At 37.1% G+C, this 26,234-nt stretch carries 30 protein-coding genes and 1 pseudogene; 14 read left to right on the forward strand and 17 right to left on the reverse strand.

Going from position 1 to position 26,234, the window contains the following annotated elements; genetic code table 11:
• Window positions 1–141: 141 nt before the first annotated feature.
• Together MHB42_RS18715 and MHB42_RS18720 are read left to right on the forward strand one after the other, a co-directional pair.
• Window positions 142–1,131, forward strand: a complete 990-nt coding sequence (locus MHB42_RS18715; protein ID WP_340808057.1) for a hypothetical protein — start codon at window positions 142–144, stop codon at window positions 1,129–1,131.
• A gap of 142 nt (window positions 1,132–1,273) precedes the next feature.
• Window positions 1,274–1,894 carry an exosporium glycoprotein BclB-related protein gene (locus MHB42_RS18720; RefSeq protein ID WP_340808058.1) on the forward strand — a complete coding sequence of 207 codons (621 nt, stop codon included), beginning with the start codon at window positions 1,274–1,276 and terminating at the stop codon, window positions 1,892–1,894.
• A 59-nt stretch (window positions 1,895–1,953) separates the two neighbouring features.
• On the opposite strand, the gene MHB42_RS18725 is transcribed toward MHB42_RS18720, so the two are convergent.
• From MHB42_RS18725 to MHB42_RS18770, 10 genes are all read right to left on the reverse strand, one after another.
• On the reverse strand, window positions 1,954–2,466 hold the full coding sequence (locus tag MHB42_RS18725) for a YfiT family bacillithiol transferase (protein ID WP_340808060.1): 513 nt from the start codon (window positions 2,464–2,466) through the stop codon (window positions 1,954–1,956).
• A 228-nt stretch (window positions 2,467–2,694) separates the two neighbouring features.
• Window positions 2,695–3,324, reverse strand: coding sequence for a hypothetical protein (locus tag MHB42_RS18730; RefSeq protein WP_340808062.1), 630 nt, complete (start codon window positions 3,322–3,324; stop codon window positions 2,695–2,697).
• Window positions 3,325–3,440: 116 nt separating this feature from the next.
• Window positions 3,441–5,006: a BCCT family transporter gene (locus tag MHB42_RS18735; protein WP_340808063.1), complete on the reverse strand. Its 1,566-nt coding sequence runs from the start codon at window positions 5,004–5,006 to the stop codon at window positions 3,441–3,443.
• Between the two features lie 189 nt (window positions 5,007–5,195).
• The gene (locus MHB42_RS18740) at window positions 5,196–5,966 is read right to left on the reverse strand and encodes an alpha/beta hydrolase (protein WP_340808065.1); all 771 of its coding nucleotides are present in this window, start codon (window positions 5,964–5,966) and stop codon (window positions 5,196–5,198) included.
• Window positions 5,963–6,745 carry an ABC transporter ATP-binding protein gene (locus MHB42_RS18745; protein WP_340808640.1) on the reverse strand — a complete coding sequence of 261 codons (783 nt, stop codon included), beginning with the start codon at window positions 6,743–6,745 and terminating at the stop codon, window positions 5,963–5,965. The genes MHB42_RS18740 and MHB42_RS18745 overlap by 4 nt, the downstream gene beginning before the upstream one ends.
• 29 nt (window positions 6,746–6,774) lie before the next feature.
• A complete protein-coding gene (locus tag MHB42_RS18750; RefSeq protein ID WP_340808641.1) occupies window positions 6,775–7,770 on the reverse strand; it encodes a FecCD family ABC transporter permease in 996 nt (331 codons plus the stop codon).
• Window positions 7,771–7,792: 22 nt separating this feature from the next.
• Window positions 7,793–8,800 carry a FecCD family ABC transporter permease gene (locus MHB42_RS18755; RefSeq protein ID WP_340808067.1) on the reverse strand — a complete coding sequence of 336 codons (1,008 nt, stop codon included), beginning with the start codon at window positions 8,798–8,800 and terminating at the stop codon, window positions 7,793–7,795.
• Between the two features lie 91 nt (window positions 8,801–8,891).
• Complete coding sequence (locus MHB42_RS18760) at window positions 8,892–9,866, reverse strand: ABC transporter substrate-binding protein (RefSeq protein WP_340808068.1); 975 nt, start codon at window positions 9,864–9,866, stop codon at window positions 8,892–8,894.
• A gap of 207 nt (window positions 9,867–10,073) precedes the next feature.
• Window positions 10,074–10,904 (reverse strand): AraC family transcriptional regulator, encoded by an 831-nt coding sequence (locus MHB42_RS18765; RefSeq protein ID WP_340808069.1) that lies wholly within the window; start codon window positions 10,902–10,904, stop codon window positions 10,074–10,076.
• Between the two features lie 10 nt (window positions 10,905–10,914).
• Entirely contained in the window at window positions 10,915–11,448 is a 534-nt protein-coding gene (locus MHB42_RS18770) for a DinB family protein (RefSeq protein WP_340808071.1), read from the reverse strand.
• 95 nt (window positions 11,449–11,543) lie between these two features.
• Here MHB42_RS18770 and MHB42_RS18775 point away from each other — a divergent pair, with 95 nt between their 5' ends.
• Window positions 11,544–12,035 (forward strand): SRPBCC family protein, encoded by a 492-nt coding sequence (locus tag MHB42_RS18775; RefSeq protein WP_340808072.1) that lies wholly within the window; start codon window positions 11,544–11,546, stop codon window positions 12,033–12,035.
• Window positions 12,036–12,169: 134 nt separating this feature from the next.
• On the opposite strand, the gene MHB42_RS18780 is transcribed toward MHB42_RS18775, so the two are convergent.
• From MHB42_RS18780 to MHB42_RS18790, 3 genes are all read right to left on the reverse strand, one after another.
• Window positions 12,170–12,925: a hypothetical protein gene (locus MHB42_RS18780; RefSeq protein ID WP_340808074.1), complete on the reverse strand. Its 756-nt coding sequence runs from the start codon at window positions 12,923–12,925 to the stop codon at window positions 12,170–12,172.
• 59 nt (window positions 12,926–12,984) lie between these two features.
• Complete coding sequence (gene abc-f, locus MHB42_RS18785; protein WP_340808642.1) at window positions 12,985–14,616, reverse strand: ribosomal protection-like ABC-F family protein; 1,632 nt, start codon at window positions 14,614–14,616, stop codon at window positions 12,985–12,987.
• Between the two features lie 329 nt (window positions 14,617–14,945).
• Entirely contained in the window at window positions 14,946–15,308 is a 363-nt protein-coding gene (locus MHB42_RS18790; protein ID WP_340808076.1) for a hypothetical protein, read from the reverse strand.
• 221 nt (window positions 15,309–15,529) lie between these two features.
• Here MHB42_RS18790 and MHB42_RS18795 point away from each other — a divergent pair, with 221 nt between their 5' ends.
• Both MHB42_RS18795 and MHB42_RS18800 read left to right on the forward strand, forming a co-directional pair.
• The gene (locus tag MHB42_RS18795; protein ID WP_402896167.1) at window positions 15,530–15,946 is read left to right on the forward strand and encodes a DUF2243 domain-containing protein; all 417 of its coding nucleotides are present in this window, start codon (window positions 15,530–15,532) and stop codon (window positions 15,944–15,946) included.
• A 13-nt stretch (window positions 15,947–15,959) separates the two neighbouring features.
• Window positions 15,960–16,745 carry a cytochrome c oxidase assembly protein gene (locus tag MHB42_RS18800; protein ID WP_340808080.1) on the forward strand — a complete coding sequence of 262 codons (786 nt, stop codon included), beginning with the start codon at window positions 15,960–15,962 and terminating at the stop codon, window positions 16,743–16,745.
• Here the strand turns inward: MHB42_RS18800 and MHB42_RS18805 are convergent.
• Window positions 16,742–17,254, reverse strand: a complete 513-nt coding sequence (locus tag MHB42_RS18805) for a DNA-deoxyinosine glycosylase (RefSeq protein WP_340808081.1) — start codon at window positions 17,252–17,254, stop codon at window positions 16,742–16,744. The two genes, MHB42_RS18800 and MHB42_RS18805, sit on opposite strands and share 4 nt — an antisense overlap.
• Before the next feature lie 115 nt (window positions 17,255–17,369).
• Between MHB42_RS18805 and MHB42_RS18810 the strand changes: the two genes are divergently transcribed.
• The 3 genes from MHB42_RS18810 to MHB42_RS18820 all read left to right on the forward strand — a co-directional run bounded on the left by MHB42_RS18810 (window position 17,370) and on the right by MHB42_RS18820 (window position 21,101).
• On the forward strand, window positions 17,370–18,989 hold the full coding sequence (locus MHB42_RS18810) for a sensor histidine kinase (RefSeq protein ID WP_340808083.1): 1,620 nt from the start codon (window positions 17,370–17,372) through the stop codon (window positions 18,987–18,989).
• On the forward strand, window positions 18,958–19,671 hold the full coding sequence (locus tag MHB42_RS18815; protein WP_340808084.1) for a response regulator: 714 nt from the start codon (window positions 18,958–18,960) through the stop codon (window positions 19,669–19,671). The genes MHB42_RS18810 and MHB42_RS18815 overlap by 32 nt, the downstream gene beginning before the upstream one ends.
• 107 nt (window positions 19,672–19,778) lie before the next feature.
• On the forward strand, window positions 19,779–21,101 hold the full coding sequence (locus MHB42_RS18820) for a CitMHS family transporter (RefSeq protein ID WP_340808086.1): 1,323 nt from the start codon (window positions 19,779–19,781) through the stop codon (window positions 21,099–21,101).
• Between the two features lie 43 nt (window positions 21,102–21,144).
• Here the strand turns inward: MHB42_RS18820 and MHB42_RS18825 are convergent, their stop codons facing one another.
• Window positions 21,145–21,936: a DUF2268 domain-containing protein gene (locus tag MHB42_RS18825; RefSeq protein WP_340808088.1), complete on the reverse strand. Its 792-nt coding sequence runs from the start codon at window positions 21,934–21,936 to the stop codon at window positions 21,145–21,147.
• 107 nt (window positions 21,937–22,043) lie between these two features.
• On the opposite strand from MHB42_RS18825, the gene MHB42_RS18830 reads away from it, so the two are divergent.
• The gene (locus MHB42_RS18830; protein ID WP_340808090.1) at window positions 22,044–22,295 is read left to right on the forward strand and encodes a hypothetical protein; all 252 of its coding nucleotides are present in this window, start codon (window positions 22,044–22,046) and stop codon (window positions 22,293–22,295) included.
• 66 nt (window positions 22,296–22,361) lie between these two features.
• On the opposite strand, the gene MHB42_RS18835 is transcribed toward MHB42_RS18830, so the two are convergent.
• The gene (locus MHB42_RS18835) at window positions 22,362–23,099 is read right to left on the reverse strand and encodes a polysaccharide deacetylase family protein (RefSeq protein WP_340808091.1); all 738 of its coding nucleotides are present in this window, start codon (window positions 23,097–23,099) and stop codon (window positions 22,362–22,364) included.
• A gap of 124 nt (window positions 23,100–23,223) precedes the next feature.
• Here MHB42_RS18835 and MHB42_RS18840 point away from each other — a divergent pair, with 124 nt between their 5' ends.
• The 4 genes from MHB42_RS18840 to MHB42_RS18855 all read left to right on the forward strand — a co-directional run bounded on the left by MHB42_RS18840 (window position 23,224) and on the right by MHB42_RS18855 (window position 25,490).
• Window positions 23,224–23,700: a hypothetical protein gene (locus MHB42_RS18840; RefSeq protein WP_340808092.1), complete on the forward strand. Its 477-nt coding sequence runs from the start codon at window positions 23,224–23,226 to the stop codon at window positions 23,698–23,700.
• A 77-nt stretch (window positions 23,701–23,777) separates the two neighbouring features.
• The gene (locus MHB42_RS18845) at window positions 23,778–24,080 is read left to right on the forward strand and encodes a YunC family protein (protein ID WP_340808094.1); all 303 of its coding nucleotides are present in this window, start codon (window positions 23,778–23,780) and stop codon (window positions 24,078–24,080) included.
• Between the two features lie 105 nt (window positions 24,081–24,185).
• On the forward strand, window positions 24,186–24,809 hold the full coding sequence (locus MHB42_RS18850) for a DUF2238 domain-containing protein (protein ID WP_340808096.1): 624 nt from the start codon (window positions 24,186–24,188) through the stop codon (window positions 24,807–24,809).
• A gap of 48 nt (window positions 24,810–24,857) precedes the next feature.
• Entirely contained in the window at window positions 24,858–25,490 is a 633-nt protein-coding gene (locus MHB42_RS18855; protein ID WP_340808098.1) for an SIMPL domain-containing protein, read from the forward strand.
• A gap of 10 nt (window positions 25,491–25,500) precedes the next feature.
• On the opposite strand, the pseudogene MHB42_RS18860 reads toward MHB42_RS18855, so the two are convergent.
• Window positions 25,501–25,817: pseudogene (locus tag MHB42_RS18860) on the reverse strand (phosphoribulokinase); the annotation flags it as partial.
• Between the two features lie 135 nt (window positions 25,818–25,952).
• Between MHB42_RS18860 and MHB42_RS18865 the strand changes: the two are divergent.
• Complete coding sequence (locus tag MHB42_RS18865; RefSeq protein WP_340808100.1) at window positions 25,953–26,198, forward strand: group-specific protein; 246 nt, start codon at window positions 25,953–25,955, stop codon at window positions 26,196–26,198.
• The last annotated feature ends 36 nt before the right edge of the window (window positions 26,199–26,234 follow it).

The raw sequence follows: 26,234 nt of genomic DNA on the forward strand, positions 1-26,234 counted from the left end.
TAATAAATAGTTACACCTGATTTTTATTACACGTATTTGTTTTAGCAAGAAGCGCTGAAATATGTGAAAAGGCAGGTATATTTGTAACAGAAAGGCAATATTTTTAATAAGATAATAGTGGACTGAAAGGAGTGACATGCCATGAAAGATTCAAAATTGTACTCCATACAAGAGCTTGAGGACTTAAAGCAGCGGATTGAAGCCTATAGGGAAGCATTAACCTCGCTAAAAGCAGGCACTTCCATTGAAGATTATTTATATATGAAAGATGAATTCGATGGACTAAAAGCACAAATATTACATTTAGAGAGCTTAACAGAAACAATAGATGATAAACAAAATTCACAGATTAAGGGCTATGAGGAGCAAATTCAGTTACTTACCTCACAAGTTACATCATTAAATCAAACCATTGAAGAAATGAATCGTGACATCTTAACAATGCTAAAGAAATTACTGACACCTGAAACAACTGAAGCACAAAAAATACCGAATAACAATCAATCTTTCTCTACAATTCCTAATCTACTGCCAAGAAAGACGATGGTTACACAAACAACAAATCAAGCTGCTACCCAGCCTAAATCCAATCAACCTTCTTATAAAATGCTCCAAAGCTTAGCAGGAAAAGCGATCAATACCCAAAGTTTCACTAATTACCCTTCTACTAACCAGCATGAGCAACCTATGCATAGACCTGAAGAACGCCATTTTCATCAACAATACCTTCAATCCATTAATACGCATCCGAGTCAAATTTATAATGGGCTTTATCGGAACACTACTGTAGAACCTACATTCCATTTCCGAAACGCTACTGAGGCACAAGGAATTCCCGTTCAGGATGTTATCCCCCCTAGCACTGCAATACCCGCATCTGTTAAACCTACTTCAATTGATAAAGCACCGGCTAAAGAGGAAGCAGAAAACCTTCTTGAATCTGTAAACCTTGAGCATACTGAAGAGATAGACAACCACATAGAATCTTCTTCTATTACAATAGAGGAGCCTGAAGTTATTGAACAGCCTCAAGAAATAAACGAACAGCCAGAGCCTATAGATGCTCCCATTAAGGAAGACGCAAAGAAAGAAAAACATTCATTTCTCCATTTCTTAAAAAAGTGGAGCTAATATGTCTTATTTAGAACTGTCCAGTATGTATAACATGCATATTGGATTTTTTTATTTTATATAGAAGACAAGACCATATTAGATAATTGCCCTTAACCCTTCATCGAATCTGAATAGAATAATGAAGAAAGGGGGTGTAACAATGTGTTTAAATAATTCTATGTGTGGCTGTTCAGGAAATGGTCATGGCAACGGTGAATGCAGTGCAATGGGACCATTTGTAGCAATTGATGCTGCATGTATTACTCCACCTCAAGCAACTGGCTCAATTATTCCTTTCTCTTCTGGTATCACACCTGTTGTTTTAGCATCATTAGCAACTGGTTTAATTGATACACCTAGTCTGATTGGATTTGGTACAGCAGTTCCTGGTGTTACAGTTTTAGGAAATACAATTGATTTATCAGGTGTTGTAACAGAAGCTTTCTCTGTTCCTCGTCCTGGTAGTATTACAGCAATTTCTGCATCATTCTCTGCAACAGTTGCTATTGCATTACTTGGTACAACAACAGTAACTGCAACAGTATATCGTGCTCCTGCTGGTAGCACTGTATTCACTGCAACAGCTGCAACAGTAAGCCTTGCTCCATCCTTTACAGGGGCTATCGCATTAGGTCAAACAGCATTCGCTTCCGCAAACGTACCACCAGTACCAGTTGTAACAGGTGACCGCTTATTAATGGTTTACTCCATTACAACTTCTGGTGTTGCTGTTGCTCAAGTATTAACAGGAACAGCAAGCGCAGGTATTACAATTGCATAATTCCTTAGAAAAATAAATAAAATAGGCGACTTTTTTCAAGAAGTCGCCTATTTCATATTTTACCGTGCTAAAGCGTTTTGAATATGTGCTAAATGATGTTTACCATGCCATGCATATAGTCCAATCGCATGCTCTAATGTTGTTAGCCCTGAATCTGGATGTTGAAATGCTCTTTGCAGTTGTTCCTCAGTTAAGCTTGTTAGTAAATAGACCCAGCGTTCATGTAAGCTTTCAATTAGTTTAAACGAGGTTGCTACTGCCATTTCGGAATCTGGTAACTGTGCCCATTCCGCTTCATTGTACGGCTTAATCGTTGGCACATCCTCTGTTAATGCTAGTTTAAAACGGATATAGCTGTTCATATGACTATCAGCAATATGATGGACAAGCTGTGTAACCGTCCAGCCATGCTCACGATAAGATTTTGCTAGCGCCTGCTCACTTGCTCCGCTTAATGCCTCTGCAAGCTGTCTTGGTAAAAGCCGGATATCCTCAATCCATTTTTGAACTTGCTGTGAAGTTACCTCTTCTGGTAACTGGAATTGCCCAATTGGATATCGTAAATCTATCATAGCACTCGCCTCCATTTTATTTTTATAGTATCAATTTAAGAATTTCCCCGCTACTATTTTGATAGCTATTTCCCTACTCAATAGCAGGTGCAACAAAAAGCTAACATGTAATGGGCATATCGCTAAAATGTCTAAGCTTTATATTGTATCAATAAAGGCAACACGATATTCAACATGGTTGCCATATGTATGTATTATTTACTTAAATCCATCGCTATGCTTTTGCCTTCAATATAAAGATTTATGAACAGCCTGTGCTAATGCTTGTAATGGATGAGGAATAGTTAGCATTGACGATTTTTCAAATTGCTGTGCTGCATCTACCATTGAAAGCTGAGCAACTGAAATTGGCATTTGCTTAGATGATAAATGCTGCAAAGTTTGTATAATAGCATGATTATAGGATGTCTGATCATCTTTCATAATCAGCTCAAAGGCATGCTCAATAACATGTGCTAGCGCGTGTACGGCTTTGCCATGCAATTTAGCATATTGAGCAAGCCTTGTCATAGTGCCCTCAACGGTTGCAGGATTTGTAAAAAGCAGCACCTGGGGTCTTGGTTCCCTGCATATTATTTCAAAGTATGGCTCATCAATCTTTATAATAGGTATTGAGAAATTATTATCCTCTAACAGTGCAATATAATTGGTACATGTGATTAAAATAGCATCAACACCACAGCTAGCTATCCATTCAATCTGGTTTCTAGACTTCTGCGCTAATCCATCCTCTCCTTGTGATATATGATGGATTAGTCCAGGGTCAACAAAATGAACAAGCTCTATATCCTTTATGCCTTGTTCAATATACGCAATATTAGAATGATGTGCATGTAAGCAGCCAAGCTTTTTCTTCAAATAAACGCCCCCTGTAATAGTTAAAGTTATATCGTTACAACATACCCTAGTAAACACGATATTTCAATACTTCTTAAAACATAAAAAACCGTATTAGTTATAAAAAGTTAATACGGTTAATGTTTATTTTTAGCTTTTGTTTCCTTTTCAATATGCTTTCTTGCTATTTTCAAACGCTGAATATCCTTCTTTTTAACAGGAATAATTTCGTTCTTCATCATTTTGATAAAAGCTACCATTAATAATAGTAAAATTACTGTAAATGGTAAGGCAGCAATTAACGATGCTGTTTGCAGCGCCTCAAGCCCTCCCGTATACAGCAACACACCTGAAATAGCTGCCATCAATACACCCCAAATCAGCTTTGACAAGACACTTGGATTTAAGGAACCTTTTGTTGTCATACTCGCCATAATAAATGTTGCTGAATCAGCAGATGTAATTAAAAATATAAGAATAAGCAAAATACCAAGGGCTGATGCAATCGTCGAAAGTGGCAAATGCTCTAGCATCTGAAATAAGGCAACTGTAACATCATTACTAACTGTTTGTGCAATTTGAGCATTTTTGTGCAAATCCAACCACAACGCTGTACCACCGAAAACAGCAATCCAAAAGCAAGCAATTAAAGGCGGGATAATTAAGACACCTACAATAAATTCTCGAATAGTCCTACCCTTCGATACACGAGCGATAAAAGAACCAACAAAGGGTGACCAAGCAATCGCCCATGCCCAATAAAAGATTGTCCAATCCTTAACCCATGTACCTCCTACATATGGCTGCATTCGAAGACTATATTGAATAAAGTTTGAAATATAATCTCCTATTGCTAATGTAAATGTTTCCAGTATAAAAACAGTTGGACCTGCAATAAATACAAATAGTAATAGAATAATCGCTAGAGCCATATTAACATTGCTTAAGATTTTCATTCCCTTTTGAAGACCTGTAGTGGCAGATAACATATAGCCAATAAACATAATCCCTATAATCGCTACTTGTATAAGAAATGTATTAGGTAAACCGAAAACAAAATTTAGACCTCCATTTGTTTGCAGAACACCAAGACCTATAGAGGTTGCTACGCCCATAATCGTTGCAATGACAGCTAAAATGTCTACGACGCCTTTCACAGTTCGATTTGTGCCCGCTATTGGTTCGATAGCTGTAGAAATTAATAGATCCCGCTTCTTATTAAATTGCACATACGCCATCACAAGCCCAAGTATGGCATAGACAGACCACTGACTGATGCCCCAATGAAAGAATGCATAACCCATTGCAAGCCTTGCAGCATCAGCCGTTAAAGATTCTGTTGTACTAAAGGGCGGTGAAAAATAATGGCTCATTGGCTCAGCTACACCCCAAAAGACTAATCCTACTCCAAGCCCAGCCGAAAAAAGCATAGAAATCCATGTTAGAAAGCTAAATTCAGGACGACCTTCCTGCGACCCTAATCGAATCGTACCGTATTTGCTAATAGCTAAACCAAATAAAAAAATCACAATACTAAATACAGCTAGTAAATAAAACCAGCTAAAAAAGTCAGTCGTCATATGATATACGCTATTTGCTACATTCTTAAATTGCTCTGGCTTCACTGCTCCAATAACTACCAACAGTAAAATAAGACCACTAGCAATAATAAATACCGGATTTTTAAAAAGTTTATTGTGCATACAGCGCCTCCATTAATTCCAGACATAACAATTACCAATTTTCCTTTATTATGTGTAGTATTGAGGTAATATATGTACAATAAAAAAGAAGGCGGCTCCTTTTATTGTGAGCAATGGTTTTTAGCGAATAATGATTGCTAGAAGCTAGGCTGCCCAAAAATGTACTATTTTTTGGACAGCCCTTACTTATTATGTTGATTGATGCATAAAACGTATAGCTCTGCTCATAACAGTTGGTACAACAGAGGCATGGTTTTCATCTAAAGCCTTGTAAAAGCCAACATCCATTATATCCCTCAGCATACGCATCATTTGTCGTGCATCATCCACCATTGTATTTTCAAGCTCTCCAGCACTTATAAATAATGTTTCCTGTATTTTTTCATACTTTGTTAAACATTTTGAGGCATATTGGAATAATTCATGTTCATTCCACCAGATAGAAGGACTGATCGCCAAATAGCTTTGAAAGCTAGATGGATGATGAAATAACTGCCATAGTGAAAAATAGCCTGCTAGTGAATGCCCAAATAAAGCTTGTCGCTCTCTATTTATAGGGTACTGCTCTTCCATTGCTGGCTTAAGCTCCTCCTCTAAAAAACGACTAAAGTTGGCTGCTCCACCAAGCTTGTCATGACCTTTACCTTTAAATCGTTCAGGATAAATATATGTTGCTGCTGGTGCTGTAAAATCATAAAATCGCCTTTCACGCATATCTGCACCATGCCCAATACCAACCACAATTGATGGGGCAACATTTGTTTTTAGTGCATTACCACTTTGTAAGCGCACAGCTTCCTTCACAAGCCCAAAATAAGAAGAACCGTCTAATACATAGAGAATAGGAAAGCCCTCTTCTGGTGCTTCATTATTTGGTATATAAATATTAATTGTATAGGTGTAATCCGTATATTTCGAAGTTATTTGCTTTGTAATATAATCTATTTCAGCTACCTTCATTTGTTAGCCTCCTTTAAAATATCATAACTATAACAGACAGGTGTATTTGTTACAGGGTCTTCCATAATACGTGCATCAATACTAAATACTTGACGCATCACCTCTGCACATAATATTTCCTGCGGTGTGCCCGTTTGTATTACGACGCCATTACGCATTGCAATAAGATGATCTGAATATCTCGCAGCATGGTTAATATCGTGTAAAACCATCACGATTGTACAAACATGCTGTTCATTCAAACTTTTTACAATATCTAACACTTCTAGCTGGTGTGCCATATCTAAATAAGTAGTCGGCTCGTCTAGCAATAAAATATTTGTTTCCTGTGCTAAAGCCATTGCTAGCCAAACGCGCTGACGTTGGCCTCCAGAAAGCTGTGCTAGCTCACGGTTCCGATATTCTCTTGTATTTGTCACAGTTAAAGCCCATTCAATCATTTCCTTATCCTTATTTGTTAAACGATTAACATTATTGCGATGAGGATACCGACCATAGGCAATTAGCTCTTCTACCTTTAATTGACCCGGTGCAACAGGTGTTTGGGATAATATTGCTAGCTTTTTAGCAATATCTTTTGTTGATAAATTTTGCATATTTTGCTCCTGCAAATAAACCGTTCCCTGCTGCTTCTTTAAAATACGTCCAATTGTTTTTAAAAGCGTTGACTTGCCACAGCCATTTGGTCCAATAATTGTTGTTACCTTGCCCTCCTCTATTGTTAAATTTAAACCTTCAAAGACACGAACCTGCTCATAGCCTGATGCTAAATTTTCCATTCTAAATGCAGTTTGCACACCATTTCCTCCTATGCCTTAGATTTCACCAGTAAATATAAGAAATACGGAATTCCAATAATCGAAACAACAATACCAACAGCCAACTCAGATGGTGCAAATATGGTTTTGCCAATAAAATCAGCTAAGATTAACAGACCAGCACCAATTAGCGCACTTACTGGCATAACATAACGATGTTGAATACCAACAAGCTGCTTGGCAATATGTGGCGCCATTAAACCGATAAAGCCAATGCTTCCTGATACGGATACACAGGCACTTACAAGACCCACGCTAGCTAATAGCAGCTTTATTTTCTCTTTCTCAACAGCAATTCCTAAACTTGTAATGTTATCCTCTTCAAGCTGAAAATAATCAAATAAATACGATTTTCTATGCACATAAATTCCTAAGATCAGGAGCCAAGGTAACATTGTCAGTGCAAAAATCCAATTGGCATTGTAAATGGAGCCTGCCATCCAAATAGCAGCAGATTCAAAATCCTGCACACTCATTTTTAAGGATAAAAACAAAGATAATGCGCCAAAGCCACTATTAATGGCAATCCCTGTTAAAATTAAACGCTGCATATCTAAATGACCATTTTTCATAGCAAATGAAAAAATCAATATAGCCGCAACTGTTCCACCGATAAAGCCGAACAATGGCATCATTAAAATGGACATCCAGCTACTCATATCTGCACTCACTAGCTTTAATTGAAAGAAAAACATAAAAATAACGACGGCTGCCCCAGCTCCAGCATTAATTCCTAAAATACCTGGGTCTGCTAATCCATTACGTGTTATCCCTTGTAAAACAACACCAGCCATCCCTAAGCCAACACCTACAAATGCTGCAATTACAATGCGAGGTAGGCGAAACTCAAAGATAACAAGGTCAAAGTTTGAATTTGACTCAATACGCAGCAATGTTTTCATAATATCCATCACAGACATATCAAAAACACCATTTGTAATATGTAAATAGCTCGCACCCAAAATCAATAGCATCAGCATCGTCATTAGAAATACACTTGAGGCTTTATTACGCACGCTTTTCACCTCCGTGCTTACGAACTAAATATAAGAAGAATGGCACACCGACCAAGGCTGTTAAAACACCAATTGGCGTTTCAAATGGATAATTCACATAGCGGCTAAGAACATCGCAAAGCGCTAAGAAAAAGGCCCCAATTACAGCAGCGCAAGGGATAATAAAGCGATAATCCACACCAACAAGAAAGCGTGTAATATGTGGTATAACTAACCCAACAAAGGCGATCTTCCCAACCAGTGCTACAGCTGTACCTGTTAAACAGACTACTGCCAGCATACTAATGATTCTGACAGCTTTTGTTTTTTGTCCAAGTCCCATGGCAATATCTTCACCTAGCGAAGTAATGGTAATCGCTTTTGCAGATAGTAAAGCCAAGATCAATCCAGTTAGACCAAATGGAATCGAAAGGATAAGCATATCCATATCTACCATATGTACCTTTGTGTTATACCAAGCACTTACTGTTTGCGATACTTGAAAATACATTGCAATTGCTGTAGCAACACTGCTTAAAAATGTGCCAATAACCGTACCAATAATCGCTAGCCTTACTGGTGATAGGCCATTGCGAATTAATGAGCCAAAGCCAAAAACAATTCCTGCTCCTAATGCCGAGCCTAGCATTGATAATAAAATCATTTGATAGTTTGGCAAGCCCGGGAAAAAGACAATCGTCAATGTAATAACAAAAGCTGAGCCATCATTAACACCCATTAAGGAAGGTGATGCTAAATAATTTCGTGTAATCCCCTGCATCACTGCACCAGCAACCGCCAAAAAAGCTCCGACTAGCAAGACCGCAGCTACTCTAGGAATGCGACCTGTCCGTATAATTTGATGATCAACATTTGAAGCATCAAACGCAGTGATTGCCTGCCACACCGTAATCGCACTAATATCTTTTGTGCCATACACAATAGAAATGAGTGCCACAAGCGCTATAAGAATAGGAGATAACACTAATATTGAAAACGGCATTATATTTGTTCTTTTCAACTTTCACACCTTTTTCTTTATATATTTCTACTGAGCAAAAGGCTGGTAATAGCCCGGTGACATCACCAAATCTACTACCAGCCTGTTTATACTATTGCAGTAACTTTTCAGCAGCAATATCTAAAAATTTCACCTTAGACCAAGCAGTACCACCTTGTGCTAATGGCTCAATTGTATTGACGAAAACCTGATTATTTTGAGCTGCCCTTAAGCTTGTGAAAATTGGGTTCTTTTGTAGTTCTTCTAATGCCTTTGGCGAATCTGTATTTTCAGATTCCTCAAATTGTAGGAAAATAATATCTGGGTTTACTTCAGCCAATGCTTCCAGTGATAATTCATCCTGTGCCTTAGCTGCTTGTACAATAGCTGGAATTGGTGCGCCTAAATCTTCATACAATACAGGATTTAAATAGACACCTGCAGGATAGATGTACATCATGCCACCACGCACACGTATTATTAATATTTGCTTATCAGCTAGTTGTTCTTTAGATTTTACTTGTGCCTCTGCCACTTTTGCTTCATAGTCAGCAATAATTTTTTTAGCATCCTCTTCTTTACCAGCAAGCTGTGCCAGCACTGTTAAATTATCCTTCCAGTCTGTTGAAATATGTGAGTAAGGAATCATCGTTTGAATTTTATTAAGCTTTGCAGCTGTTTCTTCAGGGAATTTTGAAGTACCTACGATAACATCTGGATCAAGCTTCAGAATAGCCTCTGCATTTGGCTCCATTTTATTGCCTATAAGTGTAGCACCGTCAAATGCTGATGCTAAATATGCAGGAACTTTACCACCAACTTCAAGTACACCTACAGGCTGAATACCAAGCATTGCAGCATCTTCCATTGACTCTAAACTTGCAGCAACGATATTATGCACTTCTGCAGGAAGCTCATATTTTTCACCTAAGTATGTAATTGTCTGTGTTGCAGCATGCTCTCCCTGTGATTCTACTGTACTTGTTTCTGGCGATGTAGATGCAGGCTCCTGTGCCTTATCTGTGCCACATGCAGCCAGTGATAATACTAAAAGTGCAGGGGCACACATTTTAAAATATTTATTCATAGATATTCTCTCCTAACAAATCATGTTTATATTGATAATGATAATCATTTTCATACTTATGTCAATATATAATTGATATTCATTATCATTTACAGATGCTATCTTAACAAAGTGAAAAAAGATTGTGAATGGACGATTTTGAAAACGACATGGATTTTTGCCGATTTCTATAATAAAAAAACTGCTTCTTTTTTAAAGAAACAGCTTTTATATATAGTTCGTTTCCTCCATTTTTACCTTTCGATAAGCTGAAGGTGATAAGCCTGTGCATTTTTTAAATACTCTACTAAAGTAAAAACAATCTGCATATCCAACAGCTTCTGCAATTTCGCTTATAGGAATCACACCATATTCCAATAAATCTTTGGCGCGTCGTATACGGTACTCCGTTATATAAGTGCTTGGATTCATGCCTGTATGCTGCTCAAATAAATGCGCAAAACGGCGTCGTTCAATACCAAACTCATGTGCAATATTTGACACGGAGAGCTGCTCTGTATAATGTTCATGGATATACTGCAATGTCCGCTCCATCAATTCGCTAGCGCTATCAAGCACCTGCATTTTTGCCGCTATAAGAATATGCTCCAGCAAGTTCATAAATAATGTTTTAGACTTCAGTATAGCCATATTACTCGGTAATAGATAGCTTTCTATTAATTGCTGGACATCATTAATAATTTGTGGATTATAGCCTGTACGAATTAAAAAATGCTGTTCTGCTAACGGAAAAAGAACCGCTTCTGCTATAGGCAAATTATAATGAATTACTGCATACTCCCAAATTTTATGACCAGTCGCCTTCACCTCTATTAACATTTGAGGGCCTGCATGGACAATCATTCCCGGCTCTAGCTCATAAGATGTGCCATTAAAGCTAAATATAGCACTACCTGCAAGCGGCACAACCAACCCACACTTTTCTGGCGCTGTTGTTCTACCTATATCAACCTCACCTGGCTCCATTCTTTTTATAAAAACATCTGTAAACTTTACTGACGCATGTGCAAAGTAATCAATAATGTATTTGATATCCATATGCTAACCCCTATACATGTATCACATTCTGAACTTGTGAGAAGTGGTGCAAATCATGATTAACTAACCCTATGAAGTAAGCAATTACAGTTATCTCTGACTGCCCAACTGTAAATAACTGCTGCCATTGTTCATCAGAAAATGATTGAACAGCTTGTAACAATTGACTTCTTGTAGCAATAAAATTTTTAATTGTTTCCTCCATGGATTGTTCGCGGCTTTTCTTCGCTGCTATCGTATTCATCCATGCAACATCCGGCCCTTTCGGTAAACATTTTTTAACAAAGAAAAAGGGAATACGGTGATTTAACACAAATTCATCCCATGGAGAAAGATGCCCTATTACCTCCGCAACTGACCACTTCCCCGGTTCAATAGGCATACGCCATTGAACCTCCGAAATATCACTCAAGCTCTTTATCCAGTAAAGTGATCGTTCATAGTGCTGAATGATTTGCTTGTTGTTTTCTGGAAACATAATCTTTGCTTTATTAAAATCATGTATATTCGTCACTTGTTGGTATTTGATAACTATACCTCCCATCTACAATAATACTATCATTCTTCTGTAGCTTTTTGCTTTCACAGTTCACCTATGACACCTATAATGAAAAGAAACCTAAAATTAGGAGGAAGGCAATGCTAGCTACTATTGAAAAGCAAACTAATCACTATGTCGCAACGTTTGAACGCCCACTTCCCTATTCCGTAGACGCTGTGTGGGCAGCTATTACGAAAAATGAAAACCTTCAAAAATGGATGGGCAATTTAGAAATTATTGCCCTTCATAAAGATGGAAAAATTCATTTTAATATGAATGATGGAACAGATGCCTATGAGGAAATTACGATTACAGACTATATTGAAAAAGAGGTGCTTGAATTTGATTGGGCTACTGATACAGTAAGATTTGAGCTATCTTCTACAGCAAATGGCTCATTATTACTACTAATAGAAACCATTCAAGAATTAACAGACCACACGCCAAAGGATTTGGCTGGCTGGCATATATGCCTTGATCTATTAGCTAATGTCTTGAATGGTATTGAGCACCAGCATTTCCCAATGGAAAATTGGCAGCAGCACTTTGTTGAATATCAGAAGCTTACAGAGGCAGTAAAGCTTTCTTAGCTTGGGAATGTTTATTCTTGCTTCGTGGGTATTTACTTCGATTCCGCGGGTAATCTCCTTAACTTCGCGAGTATTCATCGCTATCCCCCTTTAACCATAATAAAATCCTAGAGCTTCAACTGCTCTAGGATTTTTTATTGATAAAAGGCTGTAGCAATTTCTAATGCTTGTAAAGGGTCTTTTATCATATCGAGTGTGTAAACAAGCTGTTCATCCTGCCAAACAATTAAATTGCCTGATTGATAAACATCTAGCTGTGCCATACCATACTGCTTTGGAATAGGGAGCATATGGCTTTCTAAATATTCAACTGCCTGCTTTGCAAGCTGTGTACCTGCCTCTGGGTTATCTGTCCGCGTATGTGTAGCAAGTGCCCAGCGTCCCTCGTTCCAGCCTGTCCATAATGATCCCGCTCCTGCATCCTGATAGCCTGTGATATTGTAGCCAAGGTCCACTTCTTGCCCTCCATTTTGGCTAAAATTATCAAAAGCCACTTGTGTGCTTGCTCCTTCCATACTTTGATATTGCTTCACTAACAGCCTGCAAATTACTGTTGCTGAATTTTTTAGTCGAATATCATTAATAGGTAAATCTTCTTTACTTTCATAAAAAATAATCTCCACCTGATTTTCTTCAACCTTTGTTGTTGCTGTTAAAAACGCACCTTCTGCCACTGGTAATGTTGTTGGCATGTTAAGGGGTATAGCTGAATGTAGCTCCTCTTTTATATACTGAAGAACTTCAATAGGTGTTTTACTATTTTCATTACTAGGCTGTGTTGTAGATATCTGATCTGAACTCTCGTCTATTTGATGCTGTTGTTCATTAGTAGAACAGGCACTTACAATACCAATACTTAATATAAACATAATAAATATTGTTCTTTTCATTATGCTAACCTCCATCTTTTTACTATTTTCCCCTGATGAAGGTTAGCTTAAACATTAGACTACTTTAGTGCATTGATTTGCTTTGTTAAGTCATTAAACTTTTGATCAAGCATGGCATAATCCTTATCTTTCGCCGTTAAAAAGCTTAGTTTACCCAATATCTCTTGTCGCTCTGTTTCAAGCTTTAGGCGTAGAGCTTCTTGATCATCAGCCTGCTTTGGTGTAGTAGCCATCCACTTTTTCTCTACACGTTGATCGCGAAGCTCCCATACGTCATTTGTTACCTTCTCTAAAAAATAGCGATCATGTGACACAACAAATAATGTGCCATTATACTGTGCAAGTGTATGCTCTAACTGTTCACGTGAAGGTAGATCAAGGTGATTGGTTGGTTCATCTAAAATAAGAACATTTTTATCTTCTAAAATATAAGCCATTAGTTTACATTTCACGCGCTCTCCCATACTCATATCACCAATCGCAGATGTCCAATGTGTAGCTGTAAACCCTAGATTTTTCATAAGATTTCGAACCTTACCTTGCTCCTCAAATGTTGCTTTATAGAAATATTGCGCTGGTGTTTGGTCAAGTGGTAAATCAAAGACCTCCTGTGTCAAATAGCCAATATTTGCAGCAGGAGAAAGCCATATTTCGCCATCAGCCTCTAACTGACCTAAAATCACCTTTAAAAAGCTTGTTTTTCCACTACCATTCTTACCTGTAATCGCAATTTTATCACCATATTGGGCTGTAATCGTAACATCTTTAAATAATGCGCGTTCACCAAAGCTCAACGACAAATGCTTTGTTTCCAACAGGCGCTTGCCAACACGCTGATTTGTACCTAAGGAAAAACGAACCTCTGCCTCTGGTGCTACAGCCTCAACCTTTGCCTTTTCAAGCTCTGCCTCCAAGCGTTTTTTCTTTGATTTCACCTGTGAATCCAGGCGCTTCGCCTTCACACGATGATATTCTTTAAAGCCTTCTAGCTTCGTTGATTGTGCATGACCCTTTTGCGACCAAGCTGTTAGCTCCTGCATTTGTGCCTCAATACGCGCAATATTTTTTTGTTGCTTGTCATAGGCTCGCTGCTGTGTTAATCTTCGATGCTCCCGTTCAGCCATATAGCTTGTATAGTTACCACTATGCTCAATTAACGTTTTCTCCTCAATCGACCAAATTTTTGTGGCAACCTTATCTAAAAAATAACGATCATGTGATACAAGAATAATCGTTCCCTTATAATGCTGTATTTGTTCAATTAAAAAAGCGGTACTTTGTTCATCTAAATGGTTCGTGGGTTCATCTAATAATAGCAATTGAGCATTCTGTGAAAAACCTTCTGCAAGGCGCATTTTCAGCTTTTCTCCACCACTTAATGCTGAAAATGCTATATTTGGAACCTGCCATTTTGCCAGCAAATCTGCTTCCTCTGTTGAAATATCCAGCCTCTCAAAATAAGCGAGCTCCTGCTCAACATAGGCAATCTTTGTCGTTCCCAGCCCTTGAATCTCTCCTGCTGTTGGCAATAATGCTCCCTGAAGCAACTGCAATAATGTAGATTTTCCAGCACCATTTCTACCAATAATGCCAATAATCTCTCCTTGCTTCACTGTTCCTGTCACATGCTCAAATAATAATGTATCCTTTATGTCATAACGAACATTCTGTAATTTTAAAAGCTCTTTCATCATATCCATCCTCTCAAGCTGGAGGAACAAAAAAATCCCTCCAAGTATTTTGGAAGGATTAGTCGCGACAATATCATACGTCATTCATAACTCCAATACGAAAAATACTGTGCTTTCTACTTTGTATATCAAAGAGAGAACAGGCAGTTTTTAGGTATTGAAGCTGCTATATATAGAAAATGGGCGGACTAATCCTATTTTTGTTGTTTGTGAAATATAAAATTTCATATGCAAAAAATAAGATTAGTTATTCATTAGCCACCCATCGTCCCTTCATCTTTTGTTACCATCATTGTAACACCATTTTTGGAAAAATCAATGCTAGCACTTTATTGAAAACATTCATAGGAACGAATTTGATTTCTTATAATTGTACGGAAATGCCAGCCATATCTACGACTCCAACGGAACCCTACTATAAACTCTCTCCCTATAGCAGTTGGATAAAACCAAAAGCTTCTACCATTGTTCATCCAAATATACGTATTTCTAAATAAACAGGCTCGGATTCCACTTGATCCTACTCGCCATGCAGGAATTGGCGGCGAAAAGCCTGGCGGTGTACTCATTGGCATTTGCCCTGCTGGCGGTGACCCAAAATGGGACGGTCCAAAGGATGTTGTTTCAAAATCATCATAGTCATCCCAGCCACTTCTTATAAAATTGCCATCTCTAAATGGATTATTATACACATAAACCCTCCTTTTACATTACTCAATATATGTAAAAGGGCACTTAACCATTGAGCCATTGCCTAAACACATATTCGGGATGTTTTACATTGAATATCCAACCTTACCTCATGGGTAGACTAGAGGAAATTTTATTTGAGGTGATTAGCTTGACCATATCAAAAATAGATGAAGAAAAAAATCATCATCATGAAAACCGCACTCACTATAAGCAACGCAATATGTGGACGGGTATATTATTTGGACTTGGAGCAGTGGCTTTTATCGATGAAGCTCTTTTCCATCAATTATTGCATTGGCATCATTTCTATGATAAATCTACAACAAATATTGGCTTAGTATCAGATGGCTTATTTCATGTATTTAGCTTTTTTGCTACGATTGGCTCAGCTTTTTTACTCGCTGATCTTCATCGAAAGCATGCATTTTGGTTGAAAAGATGGCTTGGGGGTATTTTTCTTGGGGCTGGTATATTCCAGCTATATGATGGAATTATTCAGCATAAGCTGATGAGGCTTCATCAAATTCGCTACAATGTCAATATTCTTCCCTATGATGTTGTTTGGAATGTAGTAGCGGCTATTTTAATCGTTATTGGCATTATTCTATTAGTCCAAACTAATCAAAAAGGACATTAGGGGGTAGTTACTCATGCATGCTCACACTCAAAATTTCCCTATTATTGTGCAGCTCATACTGGCTGTGCCATTTCTTATTGCCCTTATTGCCTATATTGTAGCTGTTATTCTTTCCAATCAACATAAAAAGCAATGGCCTTATTTCCACACCATATGCTGGATTTTCGGCAATTTATGTGCCATCTCCACTGTTATTGGTCCATTGGCATCGCTAATGCATCATCATTTTGTAGCACATATGATAGGGCATCTACTGTTTGGTATGCTTGCACCACTTCTGATGGCATTAGCAGCACCCATTACGCTCCTATTAAGGACTTTACCAGTAAATATGGCACGTGCACTTTCTCGTACAATGAAAAATCGTTATTGTCGTTTTATTCGTAATCCAATTATTGCCTCAATATTAAATGTAGGCGGCTTATGGCTGCTTTATACAACGCCACTCTTTGACCTTATGCATAGCAGCTTACTGTTATATGTATTGATTCATATTCATATTTTTCTAGCAGGCTATGTGTTTACAATTGCCTTTATTTATATTGATCCAACTCCACATCCATACTCGTATATTTTTCGCTCACTTATATTATTAATAGCATTAGCAGCACACTCTATCTTATCAAAATATATTTATGCATTTCCCCCTTGGCAGGTACCAGCTGAGCAGGCAGAGCTAGGCGCCATAATAATGTATTACGGTGGTGACACCATTGAAATCATACTTATTGTCATTCTCTTTTATCAATGGTTTAAAAGCACAAGAAAATCTATCCGACTAAATCGCATTCCTGTTTAGTCAGATAGATAGGATTGGATAATTCGCCAATCCTCTAATTTCTCAGCAAAGGATTTAATATTTTTTCCTGGTATCGGACTCGTTGATGGCATTTTTTGATAGGTTCTCCCCTCTAAAAGCTCTAAGCCAAGATGCTTTTTAAAAACCTCAAATGCCTTCGCCCCATTAAAAAGCACCAATTGAATATTAGGGTAATTTTCAAAAAGTGTATGAAAATCATTTGGCTTTTCATTACGAATTGCTGCATCTAGACTTCCTTTCCGCTCACACATTTCAATAGTATCCCAAAGACCAATCGCATTGCTTTTTAATAATGCGATTCTCTCGTCATACTCCTCAGGGATAGCTGTTCCTAATAGTTCGCCGATGATAGGCCAAAAGTGATTGCGTGGGTTACCATAGTATTGTTGCTTTTCTAATGATTGCTTCCCCGGCATTGAGCCAACAATTAACACCTTTGTCGATGCATCTACAACTGGCAATAAGACATTTTTTATTGCTTGTGACATTACCATCACCTCTTCCCTTATTGTAAATAAATATTGTGCCTCTTACCATTTTTAAGCCCTTTCTTGAATTTATGTTAGACTTATTATTAAACAATCATCTATACAGAGGTGAAATATGAAAAAATGGATTCAATCTCTTACAGCTAAAATGATTTTTTTAATTAGCATTCTCATTCTTTTTATATGTGGGATATTTGTCTATCTTTTGCAGACACATATTCGTGATATAACGGAGGAGCAAATGGGTATAGAAGCCTTACATATTGCTAAAACAGTTGCTTCCATGGAGGAGATTATTGCTGCTTTTAATGAGGACAATCCAAGTGAAGTGATTCAACCAATTGCAGAATCGATACGTACTGATATTGATGCAGCATTCATTGTTGTAGGCAATGCTGAAGGTATTCGTTATTCACACCCTATTACAGATAAAATTGGCAGTACAATGGTTGGTGGCGATAATGATGCTGTATTAATTGATAGACAAGCATATATATCAAAAACAATGGGATCATTAGGTGAATCAATTAGAGGCAAAGCACCAATTATACAGGATGATAAAATCATTGGTGTTGTTTCTGTTGGCTTTTTAACAAACAATATTAAGGCAATTATTGATAGCTATATGCATAAATGGAGCACATATATCATTATTATTCTTTTAGTGGGTATACTTGGTGCTATTGCTATATCCATTTATATTCGAAGATTATTATTTAATATGGAGCCTAATCAAATCGCTAAATTATACCAGCAAAACAAGGTAATATTAGAAACAACCGAAGAGGGAATCATTGCAGTTGATCAATGGCATCAAATTACAACGATTAATAAAAGTGCCTATGAGATACTTGACTCCACGCATCATAAATCATTACCAGAGTGGATGGGTACAAAAATTGAGCATATTTTCACACCAAAAATTGTTGAAGAGGAAGTTATTCATAATTTAGAGCTTCCCCTTGAAAAGCATATTATTATTTTAAATAAAGCTCCTTTAGTTGATAAAAAAAGGAAAATTGGTTCATTATATACCTTTAGAAAAAAGGTGGATATTCAAAAAATTATTGATGAATTAAAGCAAATTAAGCAATATGCAAATGTCCAACGAGCATACACGCATGAATTTGCCAATAAGCTGCATATTATTTTAGGCTTGCTTGTCCATAAGCATTACAACGAAGCCATCGAGTTTATTAAAGAAGAGCAAAATATCCAGCTTAAAAATCAAGCCTTTTTAAATAGTAATATTACATCGCCGCTTTTATTGGCTTTAATACAAGGAAAAATTGCAGAAGCTGCCGAACTTGGCATTAAACTGGAGCTTCAAGATATTCCTTCAACAATACAATTATCGAAGCAACAAGAAAATGCTCTCTTAACGGCACTTGGCAATGTGCTACAAAATGCAATTGAAGCTTTAAAAAATGTCACGCTTCCTGATAAACGAATTCAGCTATCTATTAATGATTATAAAAATCATTACTTATTGGAAATTCAAGATAATGGACCAGGCATTAACAATGATGTGTATGATCACATCTTTATAAAGGGTACTTCTACAAAAAAGGGCATGGATCGTGGACATGGTCTTGCTATTAGTAAGCAAGCCCTTCAAGAAATCAATGGCGATATTGTATTAGATACAGGTGATTTACCTGGAGCATGCTTTTTAATTTTCATTCCGAAAGGAGGCAATGAGCATGACACCGTTACAACACGTATGGATTGTTGAGGATGATTTTAGAGTAGCTAAAATTCATGCAGACTATGTCCATGCTATTAAAGGATTTAGTGTCACTGAAAATTTGCGTACAGGTCAAGAAACAATTGATAAGCTAAAGACTGCAGCTCACTTACCAGCAGTTATATTAACAGATTTATATATTCCTGATGTTGAAGGTAGCTCATTAATCGCTCATATACGTCATCTCTACCCTTCTATTAAAATTATCGTAATATCAGCAGCAACTGAAATAAAACTAATTAAAGAAGTGATTAATTTAGGCATTTTGGATTATTTAATCAAGCCTTTTGAACAGCAGCGGCTTCAGCAGGCATTCAATAAGTATTTGCAGGAGCTTTATTTATTTCAAAAAAGCACAAATGTTACACAGCAGGATATTGATTCGCTATTTTATTATGAATCGACCGCTAAGCTGGCAGCTGAAGACACATTTGTGAAAGGCATTGATTTGCATACACTGCAGGCTGTTAAAAGCATTTTTGAAGAATCAAAAACAGAGGAGCTTACAGCCTCACAATTAAGCGAGCTGATTGGCTCTAGCCGTTCGACAGCTCGCCGTTATTTAGAATATTTAGTAAGCGAGCAGTTTTTACAGACAAAGCTTATTTATGGTTCTGTTGGAAGACCTGAACGAAAATATGTATACTGTGAAACTTATGAACAAAATTAATCATATGTTCTTTATTTAACATATGATTATATTATTCTCCTCTCCTTTACACTATGTTATTTTTTTAAATAATCTGAAATAGTTGTTATTATAAGGGAGGAGATATTTTGAGTTTAAGTATAATTGGTTTTTTAACCATTATTATTATTGTTTCACTACTAATTAGCGGTCGTGTATCACCACTTGTTGCAATGGTTATTCCGCCTATTATTGCCGCATTAATTGCTGGCTTTAGTTTTGATGAAATAGGAGAATTCTTTACTTCTGGATTAACCTCTGTGATGAGTGTCGCTGTAATGTTTATCTTTGCGATTATTTTCTTTGGCATTATGCAGGATACTGGTTTATTCGAACCATTAATTAATAAAATGATTGCGCTTTCAAGAGGGAATATTATTACTGTAGCAGTGATTACAGTGCTTATCTCTGTCGTTGCACAGCTTGATGGTTCTGGAGCCTCTACATTTTTAATTACAATCCCAGCCTTATTACCTTTATATTTACGATTACGCATGAATCCATATTTATTACTGTTGTTAATTGCTGGGTCTGCTGCAGTGGTCAATATGATTCCTTGGGGTGGACCATTAGGTCGTGTGGCATCTGTATTAGAAACAGATGTTACTGAATTATGGTATCCGTTGATTATTATTCAAGTAATTGGTATTGTGTTAATGTTAATTTTAGCTGTCTTTCTTGGTATTAGAGAGAAGAAACGTATTCTTAAGCAATATGGTACACTTGAAATTGCTGCTGAGGATCAAGTAGTAGGTCAAGGTATCATTGCAACAGAGGTAGATACAAGCTTACAACGCCCAAAATTAATATGGGTGAATGCCATTATTGCTATTGTTGTCCTTAGCATTTTAGTGGCAGGTATTTTACCAGCAGGACTAGCCTTTTTACTTGGTGTAGCCATTGCGCTACCAATTAACTATCGTTCACCTAAAGAGCAAATGGCACGTGTACAAGCACACGCTCCAAATGCCTTAACAATGGCATCTATTATTATTGCAGCAGGGTTATTTTTAGGAATTCTTAATGGCACAGGTATGTTAGTAGCCATCGCTAATGATGCTGTAAATATTTTACCAGCGTTTTTATTATCTTATTTACATATCATTATTGGTGTACTTGGTGTACCATTTGATTTGTTATTAAGTACAGATGCGTATTACTTTGCATTATTCCCTGTAGTGGAACAAATCGGATTATCTTTTGATATTGATTCTCTTTCAACTGCCTATGCCATGATTATTGGTAATATTGTTGGTACATTTGTATCACCACTTGCACCAGCAGTTTGGCTAGCGCTAGGTTTATCTGGCTTAGAAATGGGCAAGCATTTAAGATATTCCTTCTTCTGGATGTGGGGATTAAGTATCCTTCTATTATTTATCGCTGTAGGACTAGGCATTATTACTATTTAATAATTGATCAAAAACCAGCTACTATCTGCAATGGTAGCTGGTTTTATAATGGAAAATCTGAGCCTATAAGTATATCCTGTGAAGACATTAGCAAAAGATTTTGTAAGGAATGCTTTTTAATATACGATTGCACAATCGCATAGCCAATACAGTAACCAATCCATGGGGGAAGCTTGCCGCCATATAAAAATTCAATATGGTTTTCTAACCCTTCAAGATGAATATTCGCTAAAAAATCTTTCTTCCATAGAGCAAGCATATGATCAAATGTATAATTATTTAACCAAGGTGCTAGCCATTTCTCACCATAGAGCTCCTTTACTGCACTTTCTGCTAAACCCTCCAAAATAAGCGAATCCAATAATGTCATGTCCTGTAAAGACTTATTCAAATAGTGCATACGGCAAACATGATGATATTCATGTGCCAATAATGCCTGAAGCTCCTGCTTCTCAAGCTTAGCAATCAATAGAAACAGTGCATTTGGATAAGCAATGCCGTTTTTATTTGTTATTGTTTGCTTAGCTGTTAAAGGAAAAATATAAATAGGTATGCTAGGCCCGCTCCACTTTTCTTTTAATTTTCTATACTCCTTTTGCACAACTTGCCAACTATTTTGTTCTTGCAAGCTCTGGATATCAATTATTTCATCAGGTTGGAATAATCCCTGCTGTAATAGCTCAAATTGTATTTCCTCCAATGAGCCATGATAAAAAACTTCTAGTAAATGACGACAAAGTATAGTGCGCTGTAACATTTCCCCATTCGCCAAGCCACTTGCCTGTTGTTGTATGACAAAGTTATGCAGCCATATATCTGTTGGCTGAACAGTCATTCTTCTCTCCCCCCTTTATAGCTTATGCCTTATTAGACAATCGGCTAATGATAAATGCATGAATTTGCATATATTAGCTTGTAACAGTGTAGAAAGGAGGGATCGTTGTGAGTCCAGCTGATGCTTATAATCTTTGCTGTCAATATCATGGTAAGCGTGTTAGAATTACGGATTCATCTGGTAAAGTACATGTTGGAGAAATTACAAAAGTAGATAGAAGACAAGTATGGATTCTACCGGATAGAAGATATCGCGGTTACGGCTTAGGCTTTTGGGGATTCGGAGGATCAGGCTTTGGCTATGGCATTGCACTAGGGGCTATTTTAGGTATTGCCCTTGCACCCATTATCTTCTTCTAAATATAGCCAACGCTTTTCATATGAAAGGGCGTGTCTAACAATACTTGATCAGACACGCCCTTTCACTTACTGGACTTGCTCTTGCTGCTGTTTACTTTTAATCAACTCGGATACTGTGACAAATGTATAGCCTTGCTTTTTTAAAGCAGGGATTATTTCTTCAAGTGCCTTAATCGTTTGTGTACGATCTCCACCACCATCATGAAATAAAATAACGTCCCCAGGCTTTGTCCCCTTCATCACCTTTTGAATGATTTTCTTTACGCCTGGCTGCTTCCAATCCTGTGTATCTTGATGCCAAGACCACATAACAACCTGATAGCCATCCTTTACAGCAGCATTAATCATCGCATCTGTATAGTTTCCACCAACAGGACGGAATAAAACTGGGGAAAATCCAGTAATACTATAAATCGTATTATTTGTTTGTCGAAGCTCTTCTCGCAGTTTATTGATGGAAGCCTTAAATGGGTGTGTATACGTATGATTTGCTAATTCATGCCCCTCTGTATAAGAACGTAAAACAAGGTCTGGATATTTTTCAGCATTTTTGCCAATCATAAAAAAGGTCGCTTTTGCATCATATTTTGCCAATAAATCCAGCACTGCCGCAGTGTATTCAGGATGCGGTCCATCATCAAAGGTAAGCGCAATAATTTTATCTTGTGTGCGAATATCCCACACAACCTCACCTGTTTCCTCATAATAATGTCGACCTTTATCAGCATGGCTTTTCTGCCCTACAAAAATGCCCGAGATGATTAACAAGCAAATCGTCAATACCAATACATATAAACGTGTCATAGCATCACCTCCCAAGTTCAAATTCACAAAACTCCGTCAACTTACTATTTGCGAATTGCAGTGAATTATACTTGTGAAGGTTTAGCCGCCCTGCTATTGTATAATGGTTTTGGGAGGGAGTGGCATGAATAAATTATTAGTAGTTTTTTATTTCATTAGCATTATTATAACCGCTATCATTTTTGCTTTAATCAATGTTTTGACGGGTCCTGTTTTGCTAGAGCGATCTTCCATTAGCAATGGCAATCCAGGGCTTTTCCCCCTTATCTTTTTAACGCCCTTTTTGATAATTTCAATAATAGGAACCTTTAAGCTTGCTATTATGTTAGCTAGAAAAATGTTCAAGACTGTACAATTTTATTTAATGATGATTTGCTTATTAGTTTTTTCAAGTGTGATTTATTGGCTTACGTTTAAAGAAGCCCAAGCATTACGATTATTTATTTTCCAACATAATCATTCCGTTACGGAGATTGCTGAAATTCCTCTGCTAAACACCTATTCAAATGCTATTTTTTTCAATGGCTGGACATTGCTTGCACTCCTATTTACAGCGAGTGGCATCGCTTATATATGGACATTTATTCAACATCGACAGTAATCTTTTAATTTTTTAAGAAAATGTTGAACACCTTACTTGTCACTTCCATATGTATATAAAGAAAGGGAGTGATTTTGATGGTGATTATTGAGCCTATTATGATTAAAGGTCATTTTTTCACTGCAGTAACTGTTCAATTACCTAAAACAACACTACTAACCATTTCGAATAATACAGGCTACATTATGTGTGGAGCACTTGATGTTGGCTTATTAAATAGCCGCTTAGTTGATCGGAAAATCATTGCTGGTCGCGCAGTAGGAGTAAAAACAATTGATGAGTTGTTAACAGCTCCATTAGAATCGGTTACTTATGAAGCAGAGCAGCTTGGAATTACAGAGGGCATGGCAGGTGTGGAAGCATTACTAAAAATGATTTAAATAGGTTATTACAAAAGCGTCGGTGTGGACTAGACGCTTTTCTTTTCGTCGCTGAATAAGCCTATTAGCCCTTTCCCATACTAAGGATAAAGGGAGCGTGCCAGCATGAATCATCATAAACAATTACAAATACATGTCACTCTACTTATTATTGTGTTACTGGTTTTTATTTGGTCTGTTATTCAACCATCTTCCTACCTTGATTGGCTTGCTGAAGTCAGCCCTGGCATAATTGCAATCATTATAGTAGTTGCCCTCTATCGTAAATTCCGCTTCACCACATTGTCTTATTTTATTATTGCTTTATTAGCTATTCTTACTTTTATTGGTGGACATTATACGTATTCAGAAGTTCCACTTTTTAATTGGATAAAGGATGAATTTCATTTACAGCGCAATCATTATGATCGCTTCGGCCATTTTTTAAAAGGTTTATTAGCGATTGTTATCAGGGAAATATTAATTCGTAAGACACCTCTTACAAAAGGTGCTTGGTTAACAGGTATCACAATTAGTATTGTGCTCGCTATTGCTGCCCTTTATGAAATCATTGAATGGCTAAGCACAAGAATTTCTAAGGGCAGCAAGGGAGCGAAGGATTTTTTAGGGATGCAGGGTGATCGTTGGGATGCACAATGGGACATGTTTTTAGCCCTGTTGGGAACTATTTTAGCATTGCTTGTCCTAACAAAGCTTCATAATAAATTATTAACAAGGCTAAACAAATAACAAGCTTTCGCATAGCATGAATAATGATCTTATAAAAGGAGGGATTCTATGTACTATGTACAAACTCAGCAGCCATCACGGGTAATTACTGTCACTGGCAATGGACAGGTAATGGCTGCTCCAACTTCTTCCCAGCTACAAATTGAAGTCCAGACACGGGGAAAAAATGTTCAGCAGCCTCAACAAGATAATGCCACAATAATGAGGCAAGTTATTCAAGCATTAGTAGCGCTAGGTGTTCCAAGGGAAGATATTCAAACAGCTACATATACAATTACACCGCTGTACAACTATGAGGATGGTCAACAGATTTTTAATGGCTATGAAGTTATAAATGCAATTATTGTGAACACTTCCGATTTAGATAATATTGGCTTCATTATTGATACAGCTATCGAAAATGGTGCTAACCGTATTGCCAATATCCAATTCAACGTGAATCAGATGGATGCTTATTATCAGCAAGCGTTAACCTTAGCTCTTCATGATGCACAAATCAAAGCAAAAACCATTGCGGATACTATGCGTATCGCATTGCCACCACTTCCCATTGAAATTACAGAGGAGCAGGCTAATACGCCTATTCTTTATCGTTCCATGGCTGATTCCTCAGGATTTACACCTATAGAACAGGGACAAATTCCTGTTCATGCTACCGTTCGTGTCAAATTTCAATACTAAGAAAAATTTATTAATGTATTTTTTCAATATAAGGATTATCATCCGCTGCTTTGATTACAATATCGAAATACTGGCAATACAGATGTATAAACAATTCATACTGAATACGTCGTTCATTATGTGACTGCCTTAAATAATTGATATCTGTCCCTCTTTCCATAACATCTCGACTTGATCTTCTCTTTAGCTCTGTAGCTTCATCTGTATAAGATAACTTTTTAAATCAAACAACAATGGGTCGATAAATGCTATACTCATACCTGCTACGATCGTTAGTGGTTTTTTGGATGAAATAACAGCACCTTTTAAATAATGTGTATCAATTGTTAATCAATTACGCTCCAGCGTAATTGCGTTCGGATTTTTTCGAGTTCACTTGAAAAGCTCCCCCACTACATTCATGAAATTACATGGCAAGTCATATATTGAAACATCATAAATTGCTTTCACAAGGAGGATTCAATGCAACCTAAAAAATTGCGCTTACGGAACATACAGCGTCTTGCTTATGAAATTACGGACGAGATGCATAAAGACAGGTATCGAACTGACATGCATAAACTGATTCCAATCATTGATAATTTAGCTCGAGCCATTAGTGATTTAACGGATTCTACTGGACAATACTCATTAGATTATGTAGAGGAAAAAGTGAAAAATGCTCATGCACTTTTATTTAGCAAAGAAAAGGTAGATATGTATTCATAAGAATAAGGGAAAAGGGTAACCATATAACTGGCTACC

It is taken from the genome of Lysinibacillus sp. FSL K6-0232 (assembly GCF_038008325.1).
In the GTDB taxonomy this organism is placed as follows: domain Bacteria; phylum Bacillota; class Bacilli; order Bacillales_A; family Planococcaceae; genus Lysinibacillus.